The sequence below is a fragment of the Vibrio profundi genome (genome assembly GCF_043642225.1).
In the GTDB taxonomy this organism is placed as follows: domain Bacteria; phylum Pseudomonadota; class Gammaproteobacteria; order Enterobacterales; family Vibrionaceae; genus Vibrio; species Vibrio profundi_A.
Genome location: NZ_JBHZSF010000022.1, coordinates 24,631 through 46,892, shown reverse-complemented (window position 1 = coordinate 46,892; position 22,262 = coordinate 24,631). Strand labels below are relative to the sequence as shown.

The window sequence follows — 22,262 nt, the reverse complement described above, 5'->3', positions numbered from 1 at the left end:
GTGAGAGGTACTTAAGTTCAATGTCATGATAACGGGTTACAGGTCTAGGTCTATCTGAGACTCGTGAAAGCATTTTCGCATGGGTCACCTTAGAATAATTAAGTCCTAAAGCTACATCATAAGCAGTAAGCCTACTTCCTAAGATTCCTACTCTTCCTGTCAATGAACCCAAGCGATTAATTGGGTAAGGATTAGAGAGGTATCCTAAAGTTCCTTTAAGTTGGTAAGGGTCAGCCTCTACGCTAGTTCCTGTACAGAGAAAGACCGCATCATAAACCTTTTTGTTGTTTTTTGTGACGACGTACCAGCCGGATTCAGCCTTACGAATATCTTCAACTTGAAGAGCTATTGTTGTGATTCGGCAACCTAAAGCTCTATAGCGTTCAATATTCTCAAGCAACTTTTCTTTTAAAAAGTTACCAAATAAAGAACGTTGTAAGAAGGACTCTGGGGTTATTTCTAGACTATTTGGATACGAAGACATTGCCCAACGAAGAAAGTCATTTTTGTTATTCATGTACATGGCTTTTGCTGGTCGATTCAAAATGTTAGAGCTGATATCTTTCTGATAGGCTAGGCCTGTACCAGCTTCATTGGCTCTATCGTACATATCGATGTCAATGCACGAATGATTTGAGGTGAAAATGGTTTCGAGCATTGAGAAAAGTGAGGTCCCAGTATAACCACTTCCAATAATTGCTAGCTTCATGATAATTCTATCTCGTTGCTGGTTTTATAGAGTTGATTTTACTTTCCCATTCGGATTGCTCGTTGAACCACTGATTAAGTGATGATAGGTTTTCTTTGACCTCGTTTTCTGTTTTCCCTTTTATAATTGCACTCATAATCTCGCCATTGGTGAATGACATCGTTGTATGATTTTGGGAAACAGAACCTGAAAGTTTGTACTTAAGAACATAATCTAAATCACAGGTCTCCGGAGCTGCCAACAAGACGCCTTCTTGGGGCGGAACAAGCAGCTGGCCAACCAATTTTTTATGGGTATCGATTGTTGGGACATCTTGTTTTGGATTTCTTAGAGCTGATAGGTATGACATTCTCAAATCTAATCCCCACGCTTCCTTCAATTCTTCATTGACGAAACAACCTCCGAGACGAGCAGCAATTTCTCCAAGAATAATTTGGCCATCTTTGGTTACAAATATTTCTAGGTGAAACAAAAAAGTTTTCTCAGAAGGTAATACATCAAATATTAGCCATTCAGTATAGGCTTTGATTTTTTTTGCCAAAGATGAGTTTGGATCAACCATCTGTAATCCAAATACTGCTCCAGACAAAAAATCTAAACAAGAAACCAAGGCTTTACTGGTCGAGATAACAACGGGATTAGCATTAATGATAAGTCCATTAACCTGATAGTGTTCTCCCTGGACGAATTGCTCTACCATTAGATTGAAAAACTTCGTCGTTTTGGCCCTTAACAGATACGCTTTGAGTTGTCCCTCATTGCTTAAAATTTCAACGCCATTAGAACCGCGCCCATCACAAGGCTTTATAACAACAGGGTAACCATATTGTTCTATGAAGATAGCGAGTTCTATTGCGTTATGTACTCGCGACATGGCTGGGATCAAAGCTCCATTGTCTTGAGCAAGTGATTTCATCTTATACTTATCTCTGAAATAGATTATTCTCTGCGAACAGCCCTGCGTTACCCCAAGTTTGTCATTTAATCTAGCAGCTCTCTCAAGATCAATTTCAGCAAGTGCAGCTACTCTAGGGGTCGATAACTTTAAGGCTCTATGATAAACATCAAGTTCGACTAAAGAATTGTTACTAAAGTCTTGATATAAATGGATCTCGATTTCGTTTTGAAAATGGTTTTCTAATTCCTTCTTTTTATTAGCACAAGAATAGATAATTGCATTACGGCCAATACTTTTTATCCAAGATTTAACAGAGTGTTGCAGCAATATTTTCGGTGGGGCTAACAAGATGAGTTGCTTCATTTAATTTCCCTTACAGTTGATCGTAAAAATGAACATGTCTCTGTGTGCCTCGCCGGGAAGAAGAGGAACTATTGGAGAAACATAATGGTAAAAATGTTTATCATCAATAATCAGCAGATCACCAATGTTTAGCTGTTTGTTCACAACTATGTCACCCTCACTTAGGACTATTGAGTTACCACCTGCAATATTTCGTTTGTCGATACAAAGGGTACAGACGAAGTCGAACCCATCTTGATGAGGACCTTCAGGTGCGGGAAGGCCGTTATAGTCATCATTAGCAGTGATTCGAATTTGATGAACGCCAATATGTGCCTCATTCTTAGATAAATATTTCATCAATATTGGGACAATTGTTTTTTCACTGAAAATTTTTGCTTGACTGCTTATGCTTTTAAATTTTCTTTTTATACCTCCAGCATATGAGTTAATAAATTTAGCCTGATGAAATTCTGGAGGAGAGTCGACCCAATGGAACTGTCCATTAATAAATTTACAGGTCGAGTAACGTCGCTTTCTAAATCTCGCCACTGTCTGTAAATAGGGGTCGTCTACTAAGCACTCAAACGTTTCTTTGAGCGATAAGTAATTAGGGGAGGATTCGATAATCTTAGCTATATTACATTGATAGAACTCTTTGTTTTTGGAGTTGCTATGAGGTATTTCTATTTCTTCGAGGAACGCCATTTAAATACACCTTGTATCTAAAAATTAATCTATATTTGTACTTCTATGTTAAATTTTAATTCTATTATTTCAATATCAGGTAAGCATCAATAACCAGAACCCTTCATTTCTATGAAAAGAATATAAATCTTATTGGATTTTAAAAGAATTAAATTAATATAATTAATTTTTAGGGAGGTGCGTCCAGTACATCAAATCCAATAACAGATCAAAACTTTCGATTGCGGTCAAGATAGTGTCGTTTTTTACTGATAAATGAACGCTGGATAATACTATTTAATTATTAAATTGAGGACGGACTGACGGATATAATATCGCCTTTCTAAAGTCAGATTTCACGGTTATTTCCTTTTACGAATGGCCCTGAATTCCTAAACGGTTTTGTGATTTTTTAGTAGTGTGATCCATTTTTCACCCCAACCCCTTTTAATATGGGCGATTTTACCTAATAATATAAAGCCTTAGAGAAAGCACAAACTATGCAAGCGTTTGACGAAGTGGCCCTGTTTCTCTCAATCCAATCCCACACCCCACGGCGGATTGATTTTCAATCCGAATGGTTGTCTGTGGTAAAGATAAAGACTTTAAAAACAATGAAATAGTACGATTCAGTGCTTAATCTAGAATGATGAAAAAATTTTCAAATTCTTCACTAAAATTTGGAATGAATGTTAATTGAAAATAATATAATTGTATTGCATTGTTATTTAGCCCTTTACTGGTAAGGGCTATCGGCCAGTTAAATACAGAATTATTGTTAGTGTATTTAAAGTGTATTTAACCTTTGCCTACCAAGGCGTCAAAGATAATTCTGAACTTGTGTGTATTAAGATATTATTTGATAGTTATTGTAATATATTATCCACTTATAACAGGCAAGGAGAGTGGATGATGGCGAGAAGTCGAGTGTTACAAGCCTCCGTTAAGGGAAAATTGGAGACCGATTTTGATACCTACCTGCAAAGAGAAAATCTTACAGATGCGGAAGCGGTGCGCGATCTTTTGAGTTTTGCTTTACGGATCAAGTTGAATGATAGCGATGATGATCGTCCTTCGAACAGAGAGCTGCTGGAAGAAATGTATCGTCGTATTAGACAGACGCAAGGCACGGTCAATTTGGATTATACGCAAGGTTTCGATGGTGAAGCTTTTTATCGAAATAAGCCTGAAGCAAATGAAATGCGTAATGCAGTAACAGCGGATGTTAATAATAAAGTCGATGAGTATCTTGAAGGCCAAAAAAAAGGGTAGCCAATGGCTACCCTTGTTTATCGTTCTAACTCCCAACCCTTATCAATGTTAGGTTCTTTATTTAAATCAAGTTCTCTTTGAGGAGAGTGCTCTTTATGATCAAAGTGCTCCAGTTCTTTACTTGCTTGATCTTGATGACAAGAAGAAATAATTTCATTAGGATGATTATCCGATTTTATCGGTAACTCCTCATGGTTGCTTATATCAATGTGAGCGTTCTTTTCCTTCCCTTCAAATAACTGCACACAATCTGTTATTTGCTTGATCATATCTTCTTCTGTAACAAAGTGAATGTTAGGGGAGGAGAACTGTTCAATGATCTTCTCCATGTTATTTGAATTGATTTCTAAGTTTTGGTTCGTTAATACAATAATGATATTTTGTCTTACCTCATCAGGGGATATGTTCTGTATATCATTTTTTTGGTTAACATTGATGATGTCATATTGGCCTTGAGTATGTTCATTAATAATGAATGATTGCTCTATTCCTGTGCTGATAATAGTGGTGTTTAAATCCTGTCCTTGGTTAAAGAAGGTCATTTGCTTCGATTTAGTCCCTAATACTCTTGGGTTAACGTCCATAGCAATATCTTTATTGGCATCATGGTCAAGATAGGTAATTTCAATCGCTCGTGTTTCTCCTTTCTGGTTATGAATGTTTACGATCATAGCAGGGTGAAACGCTTTATCTTCTGACGAGTAAACCGCGGGATGGAAACGAACGTTATCGTTCTCAACGTCTTTAACGCCTAACTTATTGAGGTACTGTTCGGCTAATTTTCCTTTTAGCTCTTGGCTCTCTTGTAAATAATCTTTCGCTCGTTGTTCAAATTGAGCAACGTGTTTTGGTATTGTATTCATAAGCTTTTCGTGGTCCTTGTTAATCGCAACTTGATAGTGGTCAGGATTATTTAATAGGTGATGAGCCTCGTTCATCGCCTCTTTATAGCTGAGGTCTTGATGGCTCATCATTAGATTAATCAGCGAGCCTTTTTCTCCTGTTGTGTAATCTTTGAAATAACCGCGATAGTCCCCCGTTAAACTGACTTTAATGGCGGACTTACCCGTACCAAACGTTAAATAGTCTCGCTCAGATTTCGATTTGTTCGGTGCTCCTAATAGGTGTGTCGCTAGGCTTTCTGTGTATTTAGGTAACTCAGAGTTAATGTGTTCTCTGAATTTGTTGTGATCAAAATATCCACTCTTGTTTTGATAACGAACGTCTTCATGAGGAAGTGCGTTGTCATTAAAATACGTGGTGGATTGAGGGGCTATTTGCTTAACGGTTTCAATCGCACTGGCTTTGTTGACCTCTTTGGATAACCAGCTTTTCATCATCTGTTTTGGGTTATCGGTGTAGAGTCTGACGTGTTCGCTTGCCCTTGTTAAATCGATGTAAGCACGTCTTAGGTTGGTCAGAGCGCCTTTCCCTTTGATAGAGGTAATGACGTTTTGGTACGTGGCACCTTGCGCCATATCTGCGGTTCGGGTGTAGGCGTAATCCCAATGACCATCCTTAAGTTTGTCTGGATCGATCGTTAATGATTGTCCATTTTTGGATTGGGCAATCACGGCGTTATTGTCAGCTTGAACAATGTGGTGTACGACGTTGGCCTTAATGCCGCGAGTTTTGTCTGTAAAGCGGGTGATGATCTTATCGCCTGTCGATAGCGGTTTATGTGAGGCCGAAAACAGGGCAGTAAACCTATGATCGCGATGCCTTGGTAAAAACGCGCTTTCTTTCCCTGTCTCGTGGCTCTTTACCATGACCACACCATGTTCAGGATCGACTTTGGTGATGGTTCCGTATTGCCCTGGCTTGGTACTGAGCACCAGTCCTTTTTGGTACGGCATCATGGTTTTGAGCTCTTCGCCACTGGCGCCGGTAGAGCGAAGTCTTGGCACAATGACATTTTCTTTGCCCAACTCGCCCTGTTTCATTAAACCGTGGCGAATGTGTTCAGTGATGGCATCTCGCTCACTGTTCGTGTAAGCGATGATAAGCGTATTTTCGCGCGTTTCTTGAGTACGTAATAGGTAATCTTGCGCCACTTCATAAGGAAGCTTCTCAGTCGCGATTTGCTGCGCTTTTCGAGGGTCTTGAGGGTTATCGGTGAGTGTTGAAATGACATGTTGCGTTTTTCCTTGTCTATCAGCGCCTTGTTGACTGAGTTTGTCGAGCGCACTGTCAGGTTGTTTATCGAGCATGTTATGCACGGCACCTAACGTCGCGTTATTGCGCTGACGAATGATGTCGGTCATTTGCTCTGAGTCGATGATCTGCGCGGTATCGATGATGCCTTTTGTCATGGCTAGCTCGAACGGCTTACCTGCATTAAGAGACAGTAATTGCTCTTTATCACCTAATAACACCGCTTTAGATTGGCTTTGTAGTACCAAGTCAGTGAGCTCCTTCGCTTGCTTATTGCTGACCATCGAACTCTCATCCAGAAAGAATAAGGTGTTTTGATAGTCTTCTGGTGAGGCTCGGCCCTGGCGAAGGTCGCTGAGTAAGCTCTCCAGTGTTTGCGCTTTGACGCCTTTACTTTCCAATTCCCCCACAGCTGAGTGAGTTGGGGCAAGACCAATAATCTGATCAGGTTGGTTTTTCCCCGCTTGGGTGGCGTGCTCGATGAGTTCGATGTTGGTGTCGAGCATCGTGGACTTACCCGTACCGGCTAAACCTTGAATACCGACAAAGCTATCTGGTGTCGTTGAAATCAAATGAATGGCATTACCTTGGCCATGAGTAAGGCGAGGGTGGTTTTCAAGGTATTGATGAACGTGTTTAGAGGTGCTGAAAGGCTGATGCTGTCCTTTTCCTTTCTCGATGTTTCCGAGGATATGCTTCTCGGTTTCGATTGCCGCCTCTGTCGTCCAACGTGTACCGTCACTGTATTCGGCTGAAAGGGCGTCACTGCGTTTCGCCAATTCGGCTTCAATGTGCGCTTTGGTGATCGGACTATTGGTTTCCTCAAAGGCATAACGTACCGCTTCAATCACTAGTTCTTTTTGAGTAAATCCGGCCTCTTTTTCTGACAGGTGGTTTAGGGCGAAATTAACCGCTTTCTCTGACACGTGCGCTTGTTGCTCTTTCGCGAGTGCACCGATAGCGTGTTCAATGTCGTGTCTGAGGGTTGGGTGCGTGGCTTCAGATAGATAGCGGTCATTGATGTTCTGAGTATGCAGAACTCGCTCGATAGATGATGGCCTCATTTCGCCTTTCTCCAACGCGTGCTGCGCTTTTTCTGGATGATCGGTGAAGATATCTAAACGACGACTGTTTTCTGTTAGGTCATTGAGCAACTCTTTTGAGAGCGTAAAGGCTTTTCCCGACAGTAAGGTATGTGTTCTAGGCTCAAAGTGATTGGCTGAATGAGCGTAGTCATACGTGAGTGGCGCGTCTTTCAATTTATCTAAAGGGCGCGTACTTGATTGCCCTTGTTGATTGGTTAGCGTTATTGCGTTTTTAGAGATGGACGTGACAAGGTAATGTTGCCCAGCTTCGAGTTGAGAAGGAACGTGCTTATTTGTGGCTAGAATACGTTCACCTCGTGAGATCTCAAGGGCGTCTGGTTTGTACAATTGCATATTCATAGATTGAAACGCTTTAGACGAAGGGTCAAAAGTGCTTGCTTTGCCGTCCGTTTTGCTCAACACCTCTAGGGTGTTAGAGGCTTTATCGACACTGGCGATCACAAAATCGCGAGGTTTTCCCTTATCCCATTGTCTGAGAGTCATACCGGATTGGTAATGCTTCGCAAATGCTTGTTGTGGCTTTGAAAGGTAATGAGGTTGCTGGGTGAAAACAGTGACACTGGTGCGTGAGAGTTGGCCATCGTTTTTCAAAGCGTCACGTATCTCATTGGTTAATCGCCGTTGTTCGACGCCAGAGGTGGCTAATACTTGTGCATTGGTTTTGTCGGGCAAGTCGGCGTAAGTGAGGGCAATGTTGTGCTCCTCTCGATTATGCAGTCGCACAACACTATCTGCTTGTTTGCTGTTGACCCAGGTGTGCGTCGTGACATTCCCTTTACTGTAAAGGTCGATAGCGCTGTGCGCTTTCATGCCTTGGCGGTTTGAGACACGGTTAAGTAAGATGACTTTACTGTGGCTGTTACCGGCTTTTTCACTGAGTGAGAGCAGTTCATTTGCACTCATTTTGTTTGCGTTATCGACTAAAATAATGTCCTTGTTGGTCAGTGGGTGCTCGGCGTCAAGTAGACCTTGTAAGGTATGGCGCTGATCATCTTGAAATAAATGCTTAACCCAAGTGGCAAAGGTGTGGCTTTCTCGGGGGATGTTTTGTTGATTATGGCGGTGGTGTTGGGTGTTTTGAGAGACAAGCTGTACTCGCTTACCACTGTGGTTGCCTGCGTTAAGTAGGTTTTGCGCGATTTGCTCGGAAGAACCAAACACGTTGACCACGTGAAACTGTTTGGTTGAGCCATAAATGTCGGCCACTTTTTGGCGATTATCTTGGGCAATGTTGAGACGGTTTAGGGTCGGTTCATCGATATTGGTGCGCATGTTATGAGTCCGTCCCTTAGTGATGTCCATGAGCGCTTTTTCGTTTTTCAGCATCGCTTGGGAGGTGTAGTGTCCCTTCTCAGCCAGTGGTACAAGCTGGCCGTTTTTTATCCATTCATCGGCGACTTGCTTTAAATCAATCACGTTGGCTTGCTGTGTTCCTTTAGTAAAGTCTGAGGCCGCGACCTCAATCACTTTCTCAAGACGTAATGAGGTTGAGTACTGTCCCAAGTGCGTCATTGCATGTGAAAACGCGTCATGGGCTTGTTGCATGGCATGGCCGCCTTTTTGAGGTAATGCTTGGCTTTGTTTGACCAAAAGGGCAGGTTCAAAACCTTCACCTTTTACGGTTTGTTGCCATTTGTGGTTTAAGGTCGCATCGCTGTGGTAAGTTTTTCTTTGTCGGGTATCAAGGGCTGCGGTGTCTCGACTTGCTTGGGTGTCATGGCCAAACTCCATGACTTGCTGGTCAATTTGTTGTTTGCGTGTTGAGAACGCTTTATGTAATGACTCCGGGACACCATCGATATCAAATTGAGCGTTACCGAGTCCCTTTGTTTGAAAACCCAATTCTTCGGATCCTCTGGCAAACTCGCTTTGGTAAAGGGCAGTGTAATACTTCTGAAAGTTATAGATGCGTTCGCCACTGCCATTAATGACGCCGCCTTTCTGTTTTAAGTTAGACGCGAGTGTACGTAAGTTGCCTTCCTGATCTCGGGTCATATTGGCAGCAAGGGCATGGGAGTGAACTTGTGGATCGTTGTTGCGACTGGTTTTATGACGAACGACCGCAAAAATCATGGACTGAGTATTGTGAAACTCGCGTTCGCCAGCTTCGTTGGTGTGCGTCGCCTGAGCTACGTCCTTCTCTAACTCTGAGAGGGCAAATTTCACCGCGTTGTTGTGCGCTTCAATCAGACGTGGATCACCTCCGACCAATGCCAGTATACTGGCGTTTTTAGGGGCAGAAAAAGTGAGGTCAAATCCGCTTTTATGGTCTTCTCGCTTGCCCTTAATGGTTTCATCATTGAGTGTGCCAGAGAGGATAGTCTCTAAGGCTTTTTGTTCTACCGGTTTACCGAGCAATCCCGCTTCTTGTGCTAATTTTCCATGCCAAAAGGTGTTTTCACCTTGTTGTTTTTCCTTGAGGTAATAGTTCTCGTTGCTGTCTTTTTCGAGAGAGGTGTCCGGTAGGTTTTGGGTATTTTCTTCGTTTAAGTAGTATTGAGCTGCGTTAGAGGGCGATCTTAAAGGGCTGATGGACATCATAGTGGTGTTTCCTTTATGGGAACCACCAAGAGTAGGGGCGCTTAGAAACCAAGTTCACAAAGAGGCTACTATCAAGTTGCTTATACATGATTGAGGCCTCGCTTGAATTTATCGTTCATTCGGGGCTTTTTCATATCCATGTTTTGGCTAACGCGTCGACATGGTTATGTCTAAGCGCCCAGGAGCATTGTAACAAAATGCAGGGGATGGCTACTCTGGTGATTTTTGTAGGGGGAGAGGGTTAATCACAACGCTTGGCAAGGATAGGCTTTGAGTGTCTTTCATCGTCTTATCCTCATGGTTGGGTACGAACTTCATCAATCGCACATATCACTCACCTCAACCTCTTGAGTCATTGCGGCTTCGTCGATATTACGTTGAGCCTCCTCTTGATAGGCTTGCGCTTGTTTGAGCTTGGCCAGCTCGCTCACTGTCTCGCTTTTTATCGCCTGTTGAATCTGATCGGTTTCTGCTTTCATCTGCTCTTCGTTTTCAAAGTTCGCCTCTTGAGCGTCCGTTAGCTTACGGCGATCTTCTTCGTTCAGATACAGTCCTGGCGCCACGCATTCATGGTAAATCGCCTGCTCATATACTTTGCTCATGGCGGATGAAAGCACAATGGAGCGTTTATCAAATGATGAACAAACATCACGCATTTTGTCGAATTCCAGATCGAGCCGAGTAATGAGATCAATGCCAGGGGAACGTAAATAGCACTGTAGATCATCCAAGGCTTGGATTTCGCTAGCAGACACGACAGGGCGTGTAATGGTTTGATGGCCAAGAGAGACACCGTCACGCAAGGTATTTGCACCGTAGGAAACATTTTCTTTGGACACATCGACTTCTTGTTCACCCAAATCTTTAGCAGAGATACGCGCCATAGGCGCAGAAGGCGCTCGAAAGAAGAAGCGCGTGTTAAGTAAATCGAACATCTCTTCAGCGGCATTTTTTCCGTAGGTTTTGACGAGCTGCGCATACGACTGAATACCAATTAGATAGCATCCCCCAAACTTACGAACCTCGGCAATGATAGAGCCAAGTTCAGGTAATTTATGCAAGCTAGGCATTTCATCCATAATGACCCAGATACGGTGATCGTCGTCTTCTTTAAGCCCTAAAATTGCATTAGAGGCAATGGCTAACCACATCGATATCAGTGGTCTTAGTGAAGCATGTTGCTGAGCATTACTGGAGAGAAACAAAAAGCCTTTTTGGTTATCATCTTGTACCCAGTTTGTAATTGAGAACTTTTGTTTGAGCTTATCGGGGCGATCTGCGTTATTCAGACCATCCAAAAAGCGCAAGCTTTTGATGTAGGTGGCCAACACCGATTTGATGGAAATCGCGGTTTTCTTAATATCCTTTGAGACAAGGGAAGCGGACTCAGTACCTTCTAAGAAGTTTCCAAGAGTTTCCAGTTCAGAGGTTAAGATCAAACTCAACAATCGCTCAGTGGTACAAGGTTTGTCATCTTGACTCATGCGATAAGCGGTGGATGAGAAGATGGTGCGCGCTGAATCGACCCAGAACGGGTCGCCTTCACCGTGTTGAGGAATTAATGCGGCGGCCATGTTTTCAAAGTCAGGCGCCTCAGTGGCATCACTCCATACATCCCAGTTAGCGCAGCGTTTATCAAACGGGTTGAGGAGAACGTCGGTCGCTGGGTTGTAGAATTTTCCTGTAAAGGTACACCCCTTATCGTAGATGATGGCTTTATCGCCTCGGGTGCGTATCCAACGAACCAGCTTGCGGATCATGATGGATTTCCCCGCCCCTGTGGTGCCATCAATGAGTAAGTGCTGAACTTCGAAGTACTGCTTTAAAAGCGCATGACCATCGATTTTAAAACTCGATATTGACCCGTCCCCATAGCCTCGCTTCTTCTTGGCTTTTGCTCGTGCTTTGAGCTCTTTGGTGATGGCTTCTGGCGGGGCTAAGCGAAAGCCTCGGATATGAAAATCTTCACTCTGTTTTTCGCCTTGCTCTTTAAAAAAGCGTAGGGCGATCATGAAGATGATCATGCCTATCACTAAAGTAATCAGAAAGTAGATTTGAACGTTGTGCCAAATGGTGGCGTGAATATCGAGGAGGACAGAATTTTGCAGTTGAGAGGTGAGGGTATCGGTGTAGCGCTCACCTTCCCAAATGGTGGTGACGGTGCTATCGAGAGGTTTACCTAGCTTTGCGTAGAGAACATTACGCAAGTAATAAAACTCCCCCCAAAAGGCATTAGGTGGCGAATTTAGGTAAGTCAGTAATAAAGTGAGTGCAACGACCCCCCAACCTATGAATTTCACAAGTTTATTGTTCACTTGGAAGAACATGGTGATGGCGTGAAAGGTCACTTGTCCGCCACGGGTAAAGTGGTTGCTTTTCTTGCGGGTAGGCGTGTGCATACATGCTCCTTTTTAGTAAAAAGAGAATAAGGTGGAGTAGGCTAAATTCAGATTAATAAGATAGATCTAACAGGGTAAGGGAGCACTTTCGAGCTAGAAAGTGCAGGGGTAATTCAGTCTATGAAGGTTCTGGACAAAAAGTGCTTTAACTTATCTTCGCCGTCTAACTTGATATAGCCAAAAATAGATCAAACCATATTGGAACTGACAAGCGTTAATGTTTTCGGACGTTTACAGCGGGGATCGCTGATTTATAGAAGTCGGGTATCGAAAGAAATTGTGTGCTTTTTGGCCGTTTTGATGAGCTTTGGATACCCTGGATGTTTTGTGTTGAGCACATAGTTTTGTTCGCGAGGCACAATCACCGATGGGATCGCCAGCGCCAAGCTTGAACAGCTCGATAACCATTGATCACCGATTTCGGCTGTCTGAAGCGGGGCTGGCTCTTCATTCCAGTTTTCCGGTAAGTCGTCCTTTTCAAGGGTCAAAGCATCGGCTTCATCCAGTTCCAACGTAAATAAGACATAACTTGCAAGTACTTTGGTATTTTTGAGATGAACCAAGATTTCTAAAATGGCAAGTGACTCTGACGCCGCAACATAAACCGCAGAGCGTCCAATAGAATTCCAACGTCCTCCGTACAGTCTGGAGCCTTCGCCATCGAAAGCTGACTCTTCCCACTTTTCCTTTACGATTCGGTACAAAGTGATCAAGAAAATACCCCATGCTCTAATCGTCCAATTAGGTTTAGAACACCTTCTGATTCAGCAGTAGTGGAAACCATATCGATAGGGCGGCGGTTACCCAAACCAACCACAGGGGATTTGAGCCATTCACACGCGGCCAAAATATCACCTTCAAATAAGTTGATTGTTTGGTTGAATATCTCAGCAAAACGATACAGACGATCACTTTCGTCTTTGTTAAAACGTCCTGCTTTCGATCTGCGGTTTAGTGTGGCTGGTGGAATTGTAACAGCGGTAGCCAACTCTTTTTTTTCCAATTTAGAGTGTTTGGCTAGCTTGTCAAAAACATCAAAATCCAGACCTTTATGAACAGACTCATAAAGGGTTACCCCTCGTGATGGAATACCTACTAGCTGCCAAAAGCTAGCGGGCTGTTTAACAGGCTTGAATGCTTGCATTTGTGACATAACCACAACTCCTTATCAGGTGATAGTGTCATTATGTATCAGATGATTGGGATAGGCAAATTTACAAGTTCATAGCTTGGACAATTGGAGATTGACAAGTAAGTTTAGAGCCTTATCTGGTTTTTTTGATCAAAGAAGGAAACGCTCAATTCCAACTGTCGCGAGACAATAAAGTCTGAGCAGTTTCTAGCATGTTTTTGGACAGAAGCTTTTCAGTGGCTTTGCTAATTTAGCATTTAACGGATTATCTTGAGTATCGCTAAACTTTTAATCCAGCAGCGAAAGCTACACATTATCTGAAGAACTGTTATAACCCTTTTATTTTATTCTTAGCTAAGTTTTCTTGTTGCTTAAGGAACATGAAAAAGTTTGTCTCACTAATAAATGGGTTCCCATTTGCACCTAGTTTCTCCCTATTCTCAAATAGGTAATTTTTATGTGGGTGGTTCGAAAGGTTAACGCTCACTACAGGCGGCTGGAGTGCAATCTTCCGAATTTTATCCATACTACTCAAGAACTGTTCAATCATTTTTGGATCGTTTCCACTTACACTATGGCCACCAACGATAAAAGCACGATGTTCAGCGCCTTTATCTTTGACTGTAAAATCTAGGGAAAAATCACCTTCGGTGTGACCAGGTGTGAGATAGAACTTAAACTCATGACCACCAATAACCATAGAAGTATCGCTTTTTATCTTTATGTCTAAGGTTGGTGGAAGGAACTTATTCTCATCTTTGCTTTTGTTTGATTGTTGTATAGATAGCTCATGAGCACTTTTAGTCATTACAACTTTAGAACCATACATCTTCTGAAGTAACTGAGCGCCCCCAACATGGTCAGAATGCCCATGCGTTACTAATATGTGCGTTATTGGCTCATCTTCTAACCCTAGCTTCTTAAGATTGATCGGAATCCACTTAGAATAAGGGAAATCAAGTGTATCAATTATCACCAGTCCGTTATCTGTATCAATTGCATATGATGAAACCCATTTGTCCCCAACATAATAAACATTATCAAACATCTGAAACGGTTCTACATAACCGTTTTTATCATTCATTGTTGGAACGTCTTTGCTTGAGGAAGCAAAAACCGATGCACTGAAAAGGACACCTAATATAATTTTTTTCACAAAATCACCTGCAAACACTTACTGCTTAGTTTGAGCTCTGACTTACCAAGACACTTCTTAAGCGCTGATTCAATCCAAAAGGGAGCTACGATTTTGATAGCAATTTATTGCATAATCAAGACAAAAGGTATTCTATATACTTTATGGCCTAGCGATAGAACTACAGCATTCGGAGAGGGATACAACTCTTTTTAGAAATGAGAGTTATTGAATTGACTCCGTTGACTAAATTAATCTTATGAAATTTTGGGGCTATCTAAACAAACTTTGGGGCATTTTTGATTCAGAATGATTTGTGCAGCAGCCTGTTGCACAAATTGTGAAACAGCCTGTTTCACAAATAAATCTCATGATGGTTTCATGCGTTCTAAACACGTCTTGGGGCATTTTCGAGCTAGAAAATGCCACGGGTAAAAATTCAACCTGTGAAGGTTTTGGACAAAAGCGAGTTGGAGTAATAACTCTAACTCACTAAGCCTGGATTAGAAAAAGTATCTTGAGGTCATAAACGTTGTTGGCAGTTTTCTATCATAGTGGTAAAGGCCGAAGTTCAGCGTAATCAGTGGTAATTTTAATGCCTTTGTCGACTTTGATTATCACACCGTCACCTACTATTAATGTAGATTCGTCTAGCACTACCTTTACACTCCCTGTTACAACTGAAGCTGTATTTGTCCCCCAAAGTTCATCAGATTCGACTTCGAAAGCAACCCCTTCTGGCACAAATATTTCAACATTGCCGCTAAATAGTTGATAGTTGTTTTCATCAGAGCTTTCTATCTGGTCCGCACTAATATCCAAAGCCATAGTGGGTTGCACAAAAAACATTATAGCGCTGACAAAAATGACGATAATTGAAGAACACATTGCAGCCAGCTTCGTTTTAATATTCATCTCGAATGAATTTGTCCTAGCCTCTTCTCGGGCAAGCAGTTCATCAACATCTAATTCCAAACAAGACGCTAGTGCTTTCACTGTTTCAGGTGAGCCCGTACCTTGTTTCTCAACTCTTTGAATCGTTCTTAAACTTAAAGCACTTACATCAGCCAAATGTTGTTGACTCCATGCTCTTAATTTACGTTCATTTAATATTTTTTTAGTATTAACCTTCATCACATATCCAACGTCTAATTTTGAGACAACAGCATATAATAATTCATAATTTGATTTACGACAGTTTAACGCCAATGTTGTGCCATAAGGGCGACAAACTCAGGTTCACAAGGCATGCATAAATTAAAAGTCTAACGCATAAAGGGGTATTAACTAGCTCGAAGATGACAGAAACGTTTTAGCTTATCTACGCAACCTCACTAGCTACTCACTATATTTGAAGATCAAGCAAACTAAACCGTTTCAGACGAGATATGGAGAAGGCAAAACTGGCTATAGGGCGTTGTTGACTATACTCAGATGAAGCGATAGTGGGGAAACAGGGTTAGCGTTCAGCATGAAAAAAATAGTACTTAATACTGAAAACACCACCGAGAGATTAAAATTGGTTTTGGATAGTACTCGACTTGGTATGTGGGATTGGTCTCCTGTGACCAATCAAGTCGTGTTTGACTCCAACTGGGCTAACATGTTGGGTTTAAAAATGAGCGATCTCTCCATGACTTTGGATGACTGGTCCTCCCGCGTTCATCCAGACGATATGGATTCCTGCCTTGCCGACATCCAAGCTCATCTTGAAGGCAAAACCGAGTTCTATGAGAATATGCATCGAATGAGGCATGCTGATGGAAGCTGGGTGTATATATTGGATCGCGGCAGAGTGGTAGAGCGAGACAGTGAAGGAAACGCGCTACGTTTCACAGGCACCCACGCGGATATGACTGCGCTAAAAAGCGCCGAGTTTGATGCATTATTAGCTACCAAAGCAAAAGAGCGATTTTTCTCGACTATGTCACATGAATTACGCGCCCCTCTCCATGCAATGCTTGGGTTATTGGAAGTCGTGCAAAACGAACCTAACGCCAATGATATTCAGGACAAACTGAAGATCATCAGTGATGCTGGTTTTCACCTATTGAACATGGTGAATAACATACTCGACGCGAGCCGTTTACAACATACCTCGTTGAACATTAAGTCCAGTGAGTATGACTTGGTTACCTTATTAAACGATGCATACGATTTGTTCTCTCACAGAGCAGAACAAAAAGGACTGAAGTTTGATGTCATCAATCGATTGGATTCAACGCAATATTACCTTTTATCTGACCGCTCCCGAATGTTTCAAGTACTGATTAATCTTATTTCTAACGCCATCAAATTCACTGCTATGGGTTCGATATCAGTTGTGTTGGAAAAACACGTTCAAGGAGTACGGGTTGATGTGTGTGACTCTGGGCAAGGTATAGATGACCTCTCAGCCATCTACAAACCTTTTTTCTCAAAAGATGTCACTGAAAAGTACGATGATGCAACTTCCACCGGGCTCGGTCTGAGCATCTCAAAAGAAATCGTCGAAACATTGGGTTGTAAGCTTGAAGTCCAGTCAAGTTTTGGGGTGGGGTCCAAGTTCTCCATAGTGATCCCAACCTCCTTAGCGACAAAAACTGAGGCTAATAAACGCCATTCATCGCCGGATATACTTTGCTTAATAAACAGCTTGGCGGAGAAAACCATACTCGCTGTAGATGATACACCGATGAACCTTGTTTTACTCAAGGCAATGTTGTCTCCGACATCCGTTGAGTTAATCACCGTAAAGAGTGCGCAGCAAGCTATGGATGTATTGATACACACGAAAGTCGATGTGATTCTTACAGATTTACATATGCCTATACAAGGAGGTCTAGAGTTAACGAAGCAAGTCCGGGCTTCTTCCGTTAATCATGACCGGCCCATAATTGTCTTATCGGCCGATAACAAACACGAGGCTTGGCCCAAATGTGAAGCAGTGGGTGTGAATGCCTATTTGGAAAAACCGTTTTCATCCAAACAACTAGTGGCTGCAATCTGTGAGCTTACGGTTACGTAGTTTGATCTGTACGTTTGAGCATCTGCCCTAAACAGTTTTGGGGCATTAACGTTCTTCAAAGCTTGGCTCTGAGCTCCTTCAGTTTTGTCTCTGCATGTCGGTAGCCTTGCTGGTAATCAGCCGCTGCTTTCCGACACGCTTCTGCGAAGCTATCCCCTAAGCCTTTATTGTTATCGTACTTAGTGAACTCATCACGATAACGCTCAACGAAGAGCTCATAATCTTTTTGATGGATTGCTATTTCATTAATGATGTTTGCTCGTTTGGACTCTCTCCATGTTTTGTAGGCAAACCACGCTGAACACAATGCAATAAATACTGCTAATAACGCTATCCAATCAGAACTTTCCATCCTTGCCTCAATTATTGGGTAGATATAAATTTCAACTGCTTACACACTGTACTAGCTTGAGAAAAACTAAGTCAAATTTAGCCAATCAAAGTGAGTTGTAATCTATGTGAAACACGTTTTGGGGCATTTTTGATTCAGAATGATTTGTGAAACAGCCTGTTTCACAAATAAATCTCATGATGGTTTCATGCGTTCTAAACACGTCTTGGGGCATTTTCGAGCTAGAAAATGCCACGGGTAAAAATTCAACCTGTGAAGGTTTTGGACATTTCCGTGTTTGGTCATGTACTAATTTAGCTTCACACAGATAACTTTTCGTATTGAAAAATGACTTAGTGAGTTGTCCAGTATTGCTGGAGCAGATTACTTTATTTCGCGTACCTCTTCACTTGTCCCTCCCTCAATCGGTGGCTGCGTTGAATGTCGTGCTTGCCGAGAATGGCGAGAAGATCGTGACAAGAGAGGACTTTGAGCGGTTTTTAGGGCAGGTTGAGGGGGGGAATGAAAAAAGGCGTCATCGTGACGCCTTTCTCATGATACGTTTATGCTATTTAGCGATACTCGTTCTCATATCTTATCCTTTAGAGGAACACCTACACATTTGCTTAGATAAAGGTAAATGTGGGCTATTAACCTTCATGGTTATACTTACTAATCGAGTTCTGAGCGAGAGTAAGCTCTTTTTTGGAATAATGTATTCCGCTTATTTGTGTCAATATTGAAGTATGATATCGCTACACCGAAATTGAAACGAGAACCTAAGCTTTCAACATCAACGTACCTGTCTGAATTATAATTATAATGATTTTTGTAAACATCAAATTGCTTGCTGAGGCTTTTCGAACTTGCTGATTGGGGAGGGATAGACAACTCCAAGTCCTTGATCGTATCAGCATTTTCACCCCAATAAATAGTAAAAGACTCTATGTTAATGAAGTTGTTAGTTTTATTTGTAACTTTAAGAGTACCATCATCAATTACTGCATGAATATTTTGATCTTTTGCTTTATACACAAACGGTAACATGTCGTACACGGCTGACTGAACTTGAACATCAACTTGATATTCGTCTCCGACAGTTAGGCGAGAAGGTGAGTAATCGTACTTAATGTTTTGAACTCGTTGGTAGCTACGTGGCAATTGAATGGACACCTTAATATAAGGGTCAACAAGCTCAAGTCCTGCGCGCTTTGAGTATTTGAGCTCACCAGGAACCATAGTCAGTCGAAGCCCGCTCTTGATTTTCTCATTTAGCTGTGCTGGATAAACTGATGAAGCATGTACATTGATATTTGTGCGCTCAAGTGCAGACGTTAACTCTGCCTCCATGATTTTTTTTTGTTGGACTAATGAATTAGGCTGGGTAAGGGCTTCGTTATAAACTTTCACTGACGCTGCCAGGACCTCATCTACATATTCATTAAAACCATTATCCAAGCATAGTAAACAGTCTCTGACCCTCTCTTGCTGGCCATGCCATTCTCTACTCATAATTTCACGAACGACCTGATTAGCCTCGTTGATAGTGAAATCATATTCATAATCCATATTTGTACCCCCTCGGTAAACAATGCTGCTCCCCGAATTATGGGATGATCGCTCTCGAGGACGCTGTGGATGAGGGCTTGCCACAAATGGAGATGAATCATGAACCGTTTCGAAAATTATAGAAAACAGCTCATTTTTCTCTTCCAGATTTAAAGTTGTTTCTGCAAGTGTTATTTTTTCTATGTCTTTAAAGTCTTCTTTATTAGTACTGCCAGAATTTGATGAACAACCTAGTAGTACAGTGGACAGCAACAATAAAATTGTGATTTTTCCCATGAGAATTTTTATACTCCTATCGTTATTTTCTCGCACACGAGCATGAATCGTTTCATACCCTGTTGAATTAATCTGGAACTTCAAATTTGTAAGCTTTTCCTTCAACTGAACCAAAAAGTATGGTGACTGATTGTAAGTTGCGGTTTTGTATTGAACTGCCCAATCATGAACTTATCTTTTATCGGTAAATTAAAACAGGCCCGAATCGCCTTTCCAAAACCAATTTTTTCTTGAATTGAAAGTCGCAAGGTCGGAAAGTTTTTCTATATCATATGTCGAGATGGAATGAACATCGTGAGTTATCCGCATCGGGCTGCTGAGGTAACTGGGTTGGTTGACTCTCAAACCAAAAATTAAGCCAGCCGGTAGGCTCGCATTTAGTATATTTTCAATTTTTTTATATTGGAAATGTCCAGCGATGCAATCTTATGCTGCCGCCCTGATCATACAATTAAAGTTGTTAAAAATAGTGACATAAGGTGCAAAAAAACTATGTTTTGAGTGTGAATCATCCAAAAAACTTAGTATTTAGTTAATCGATATAGCTTTGTAGCGTAACTTGATGGAACTAAATCAAGGTATCACGAACTGAGCTGCTACGCTCACTATGATCAAGCCTAAGAAATTATAACGCTTAGTTGATAAAACCTACGTTATGGCGAGATGCTGTACAAGCTGACAGGGCTTGGTATATCTGCCTTAAACAGTACGATCAATCTGTATGGAAGATATGCGAAAGAAAAGGCTCGTAATATAGTTAGTTCGCAAAACATAACCCGTGTTTCATGAACTAGTTTAGTTGATAATGATATCTAATCCATTCGTGTAGTCCCTCCATTCGGATAACTTCTAGTAGGGCAAGTCAATATTAACAGACTGTGAATGAGCTTTAGCTCTAGCACATAATGGGGCAGAAATGATTTAGGGTGCTCCCGGCCTTGCTGCACTGCCTCCAGCAATAGCCTTGAACGAATACCAACGATATAGAACATTGACACCCATTCTAACACCCCCCATAATCCCGTTAAATCACTGGCAAAATCCAGTGTCGGGCGTAGGAACCCGTTTTGTTTTCTCTCGGCGCATAGACGCCAGCTTTTTGCTGGTTTTTTTATGTGCAGCTTTGGCACACCTAAACATGGTGGCTTTGCTTATCTATTAGGCAAAATGCAACTGAATTATGGTGGGCTGGGCAGGGCAGCTTCGGCTGGCCGTGTTCCGAGAGAGCGGTATTCCTACCCCTGTTCAGTTCACCACCCAAAGCGTAGGAACTCTGAGTGGTGACTTAATCAAATTACTCTCGGAGGCCATCATGGCTAATCTAACAATCCTTTCCAAAGACATTCGTTTACTTGATAACTTGTGCTCGTTAAATGACCTGCATAAAGCGAGTGGCGGAGCACCCAAGCACCAACCAGCTCTCTTTATGCAGAACCAACAAACAAAAGCACTCATCTACGAAATTGAAGGTGATCTAGGAATTCCTAGAACAGTATTAACGCAGCGCGGTGGAGCAAATCGAGGCACCTGGGTATGCAAAGAACTGGTCTACTCATACGCAATGTGGATTAGTCCCAAGTTCCACCTCAAGGTGATTCGTGCTTTTGAGAGCATAAGTACCAATCAAACACTGCCACTACCATCTCCAATTCCCCAATCTGACTTATCACTGAACGACCTCATCTACGAACTCGCTAAAGCCAAAAACGTCAACACGCAGAATATCCACATCCATTACAACTCGGTCTTCAACTCCAACGCTTGGGCACAAGAGCAAGGCTTCGAGCATGCGTTAGCAAAAAGAATATTAAAGCAGGACTTAGCCAACGCACTGCGCACTCAGTCACCTCAATTACAGCAAATTAAACAACAAGCCAAACAACATGGCTTATCATTGGTAGACGAGCGAGAGTACCAAGCCCTTCAAGGCCGGATGCGGATGCAACAGCAGCAGATTGATAAGCTAGTCGATGAGGTTATGGCTTTAAGCCGAAACCACAACGCTTTGATGAGTCAGGTGTTGTGAAGCGCGGAAAGAAATCACTGCGTGACACAGCAAGTGTCACGCAGTAAGCAGGGGCTGTTGGTATAATGATTAGTAAGCCCAGGTCCCAACTCGGTGCGCTAGAGGGACTTGATCGTAACAAGGGTACTTTATTTGTAAGCCATACCGGATAAGCCCTGACATCGGTTTAAACATGCCTTTCCCCTTAGGTAAGTTATTTGGGCGGCGTTGTATATCTATTTCCAATGTTTCCCAAATCAAGTTCTCAATAAATTGAGTAGGGTTGTCTGCATTACGACTGAAAGCAGGCAAGGGCCCACCTTTCGGGCAGAACCAAGGTACAACATTAGTTTGGATTTGCTGATAATTACTATCAATGTGTGTTTGTTGTACCCCCCATAAATACGCCTTAAGCAGTTTGTACTCAGGCGTATCAGGTTTATCAATGTACTGAATAAAAAAGGACAGGTTATCGACTTGAGTCATGCTTCGTTTGTCGATAGCGAATAAGTCATCAGAAGCATAGTGCTGTTTTAATTCAATAATCAGAGCGTCAAGCTCTGGGCTTTTGCTCCAAGTGCTAGTCTGTGCCCATACGGGAGCGATGAGCAACACACTTAATAGAGCCGCAAATGTCTTTTTCATAAACCGTTCTCCGTAAATATCCCTTCATTCAGTGGGTATAATAACACTGGTTGC

15 protein-coding genes are annotated in these 22,262 nt (G+C 42.1%); 3 read left to right on the top strand and 12 right to left on the bottom strand.

Going from position 1 to position 22,262, the window contains the following annotated elements; all coding sequences use genetic code 11:
- The 3 genes from ACHUFI_RS21405 to ACHUFI_RS21395 all read right to left on the bottom strand — a co-directional run.
- A partial coding sequence (locus tag ACHUFI_RS21405) for an FAD/NAD(P)-binding protein (protein WP_394252882.1) occupies positions 1-709 on the bottom strand: 709 nt, incomplete at its 3' end.
- Between the two features lie 7 nt (positions 710-716).
- On the bottom strand, positions 717-1,970 hold the full coding sequence (locus tag ACHUFI_RS21400; RefSeq protein WP_394252880.1) for an ATP-grasp domain-containing protein: 1,254 nt from the start codon (positions 1,968-1,970) through the stop codon (positions 717-719).
- Positions 1,971-2,657 carry a 2OG-Fe dioxygenase family protein gene (locus ACHUFI_RS21395; protein WP_394252878.1) on the bottom strand — a complete coding sequence of 229 codons (687 nt, stop codon included), beginning with the start codon at positions 2,655-2,657 and terminating at the stop codon, positions 1,971-1,973. It lies immediately after the preceding gene.
- 891 nt (positions 2,658-3,548) lie between these two features.
- Between ACHUFI_RS21395 and ACHUFI_RS21390 the strand changes: the two genes are divergently transcribed.
- Positions 3,549-3,908, top strand: coding sequence for a hypothetical protein (locus ACHUFI_RS21390; protein WP_394252890.1), 360 nt, complete (start codon positions 3,549-3,551; stop codon positions 3,906-3,908).
- Between the two features lie 17 nt (positions 3,909-3,925).
- Here ACHUFI_RS21390 and traI read toward each other — a convergent pair whose 3' ends face one another.
- The 6 genes from traI to ACHUFI_RS21360 form a co-directional block, all read right to left on the bottom strand.
- Entirely contained in the window at positions 3,926-9,709 is a 5,784-nt protein-coding gene (traI, locus tag ACHUFI_RS21385; protein ID WP_394252876.1) for a conjugative transfer relaxase/helicase TraI, read from the bottom strand.
- Between the two features lie 317 nt (positions 9,710-10,026).
- The gene (gene traD / locus ACHUFI_RS21380; RefSeq protein WP_394252874.1) at positions 10,027-12,108 is read right to left on the bottom strand and encodes a type IV conjugative transfer system coupling protein TraD; all 2,082 of its coding nucleotides are present in this window, start codon (positions 12,106-12,108) and stop codon (positions 10,027-10,029) included.
- 251 nt (positions 12,109-12,359) lie between these two features.
- Complete coding sequence (locus ACHUFI_RS21375) at positions 12,360-12,821, bottom strand: RES family NAD+ phosphorylase (protein WP_394252872.1); 462 nt, start codon at positions 12,819-12,821, stop codon at positions 12,360-12,362.
- Complete coding sequence (gene parS, locus ACHUFI_RS21370; protein ID WP_394252870.1) at positions 12,818-13,261, bottom strand: type II RES/Xre toxin-antitoxin system antitoxin; 444 nt, start codon at positions 13,259-13,261, stop codon at positions 12,818-12,820. Before parS ends, ACHUFI_RS21375 begins: the two co-directional genes overlap by 4 nt.
- Positions 13,262-13,568: 307 nt before the next feature.
- A complete protein-coding gene (locus ACHUFI_RS21365; RefSeq protein WP_394252868.1) occupies positions 13,569-14,396 on the bottom strand; it encodes an MBL fold metallo-hydrolase in 828 nt (275 codons plus the stop codon).
- 528 nt (positions 14,397-14,924) lie between these two features.
- On the bottom strand, positions 14,925-15,584 hold the full coding sequence (locus tag ACHUFI_RS21360; RefSeq protein ID WP_394252866.1) for a helix-turn-helix domain-containing protein: 660 nt from the start codon (positions 15,582-15,584) through the stop codon (positions 14,925-14,927).
- 262 nt (positions 15,585-15,846) lie between these two features.
- On the opposite strand from ACHUFI_RS21360, the gene ACHUFI_RS21355 reads away from it, so the two are divergent.
- The gene (locus ACHUFI_RS21355) at positions 15,847-17,382 is read left to right on the top strand and encodes an ATP-binding response regulator (protein WP_337834434.1); all 1,536 of its coding nucleotides are present in this window, start codon (positions 15,847-15,849) and stop codon (positions 17,380-17,382) included.
- Positions 17,383-17,437: 55 nt separating this feature from the next.
- Here ACHUFI_RS21355 and ACHUFI_RS21350 read toward each other — a convergent pair whose 3' ends face one another.
- Together ACHUFI_RS21350 and ACHUFI_RS21345 are read right to left on the bottom strand one after the other, a co-directional pair.
- A complete protein-coding gene (locus ACHUFI_RS21350) occupies positions 17,438-17,734 on the bottom strand; it encodes a hypothetical protein (protein WP_274877231.1) in 297 nt (98 codons plus the stop codon).
- 651 nt (positions 17,735-18,385) lie between these two features.
- Positions 18,386-19,642: a hypothetical protein gene (locus tag ACHUFI_RS21345; protein ID WP_394252863.1), complete on the bottom strand. Its 1,257-nt coding sequence runs from the start codon at positions 19,640-19,642 to the stop codon at positions 18,386-18,388.
- A gap of 1,228 nt (positions 19,643-20,870) precedes the next feature.
- Between ACHUFI_RS21345 and ACHUFI_RS21340 the strand changes: the two genes are divergently transcribed.
- Complete coding sequence (locus ACHUFI_RS21340) at positions 20,871-21,584, top strand: KilA-N domain-containing protein (protein ID WP_394252861.1); 714 nt, start codon at positions 20,871-20,873, stop codon at positions 21,582-21,584.
- Between the two features lie 69 nt (positions 21,585-21,653).
- Here ACHUFI_RS21340 and ACHUFI_RS21335 read toward each other — a convergent pair whose 3' ends face one another.
- Complete coding sequence (locus ACHUFI_RS21335; RefSeq protein ID WP_394252859.1) at positions 21,654-22,208, bottom strand: hypothetical protein; 555 nt, start codon at positions 22,206-22,208, stop codon at positions 21,654-21,656.
- Positions 22,209-22,262 lie beyond the last annotated feature (54 nt).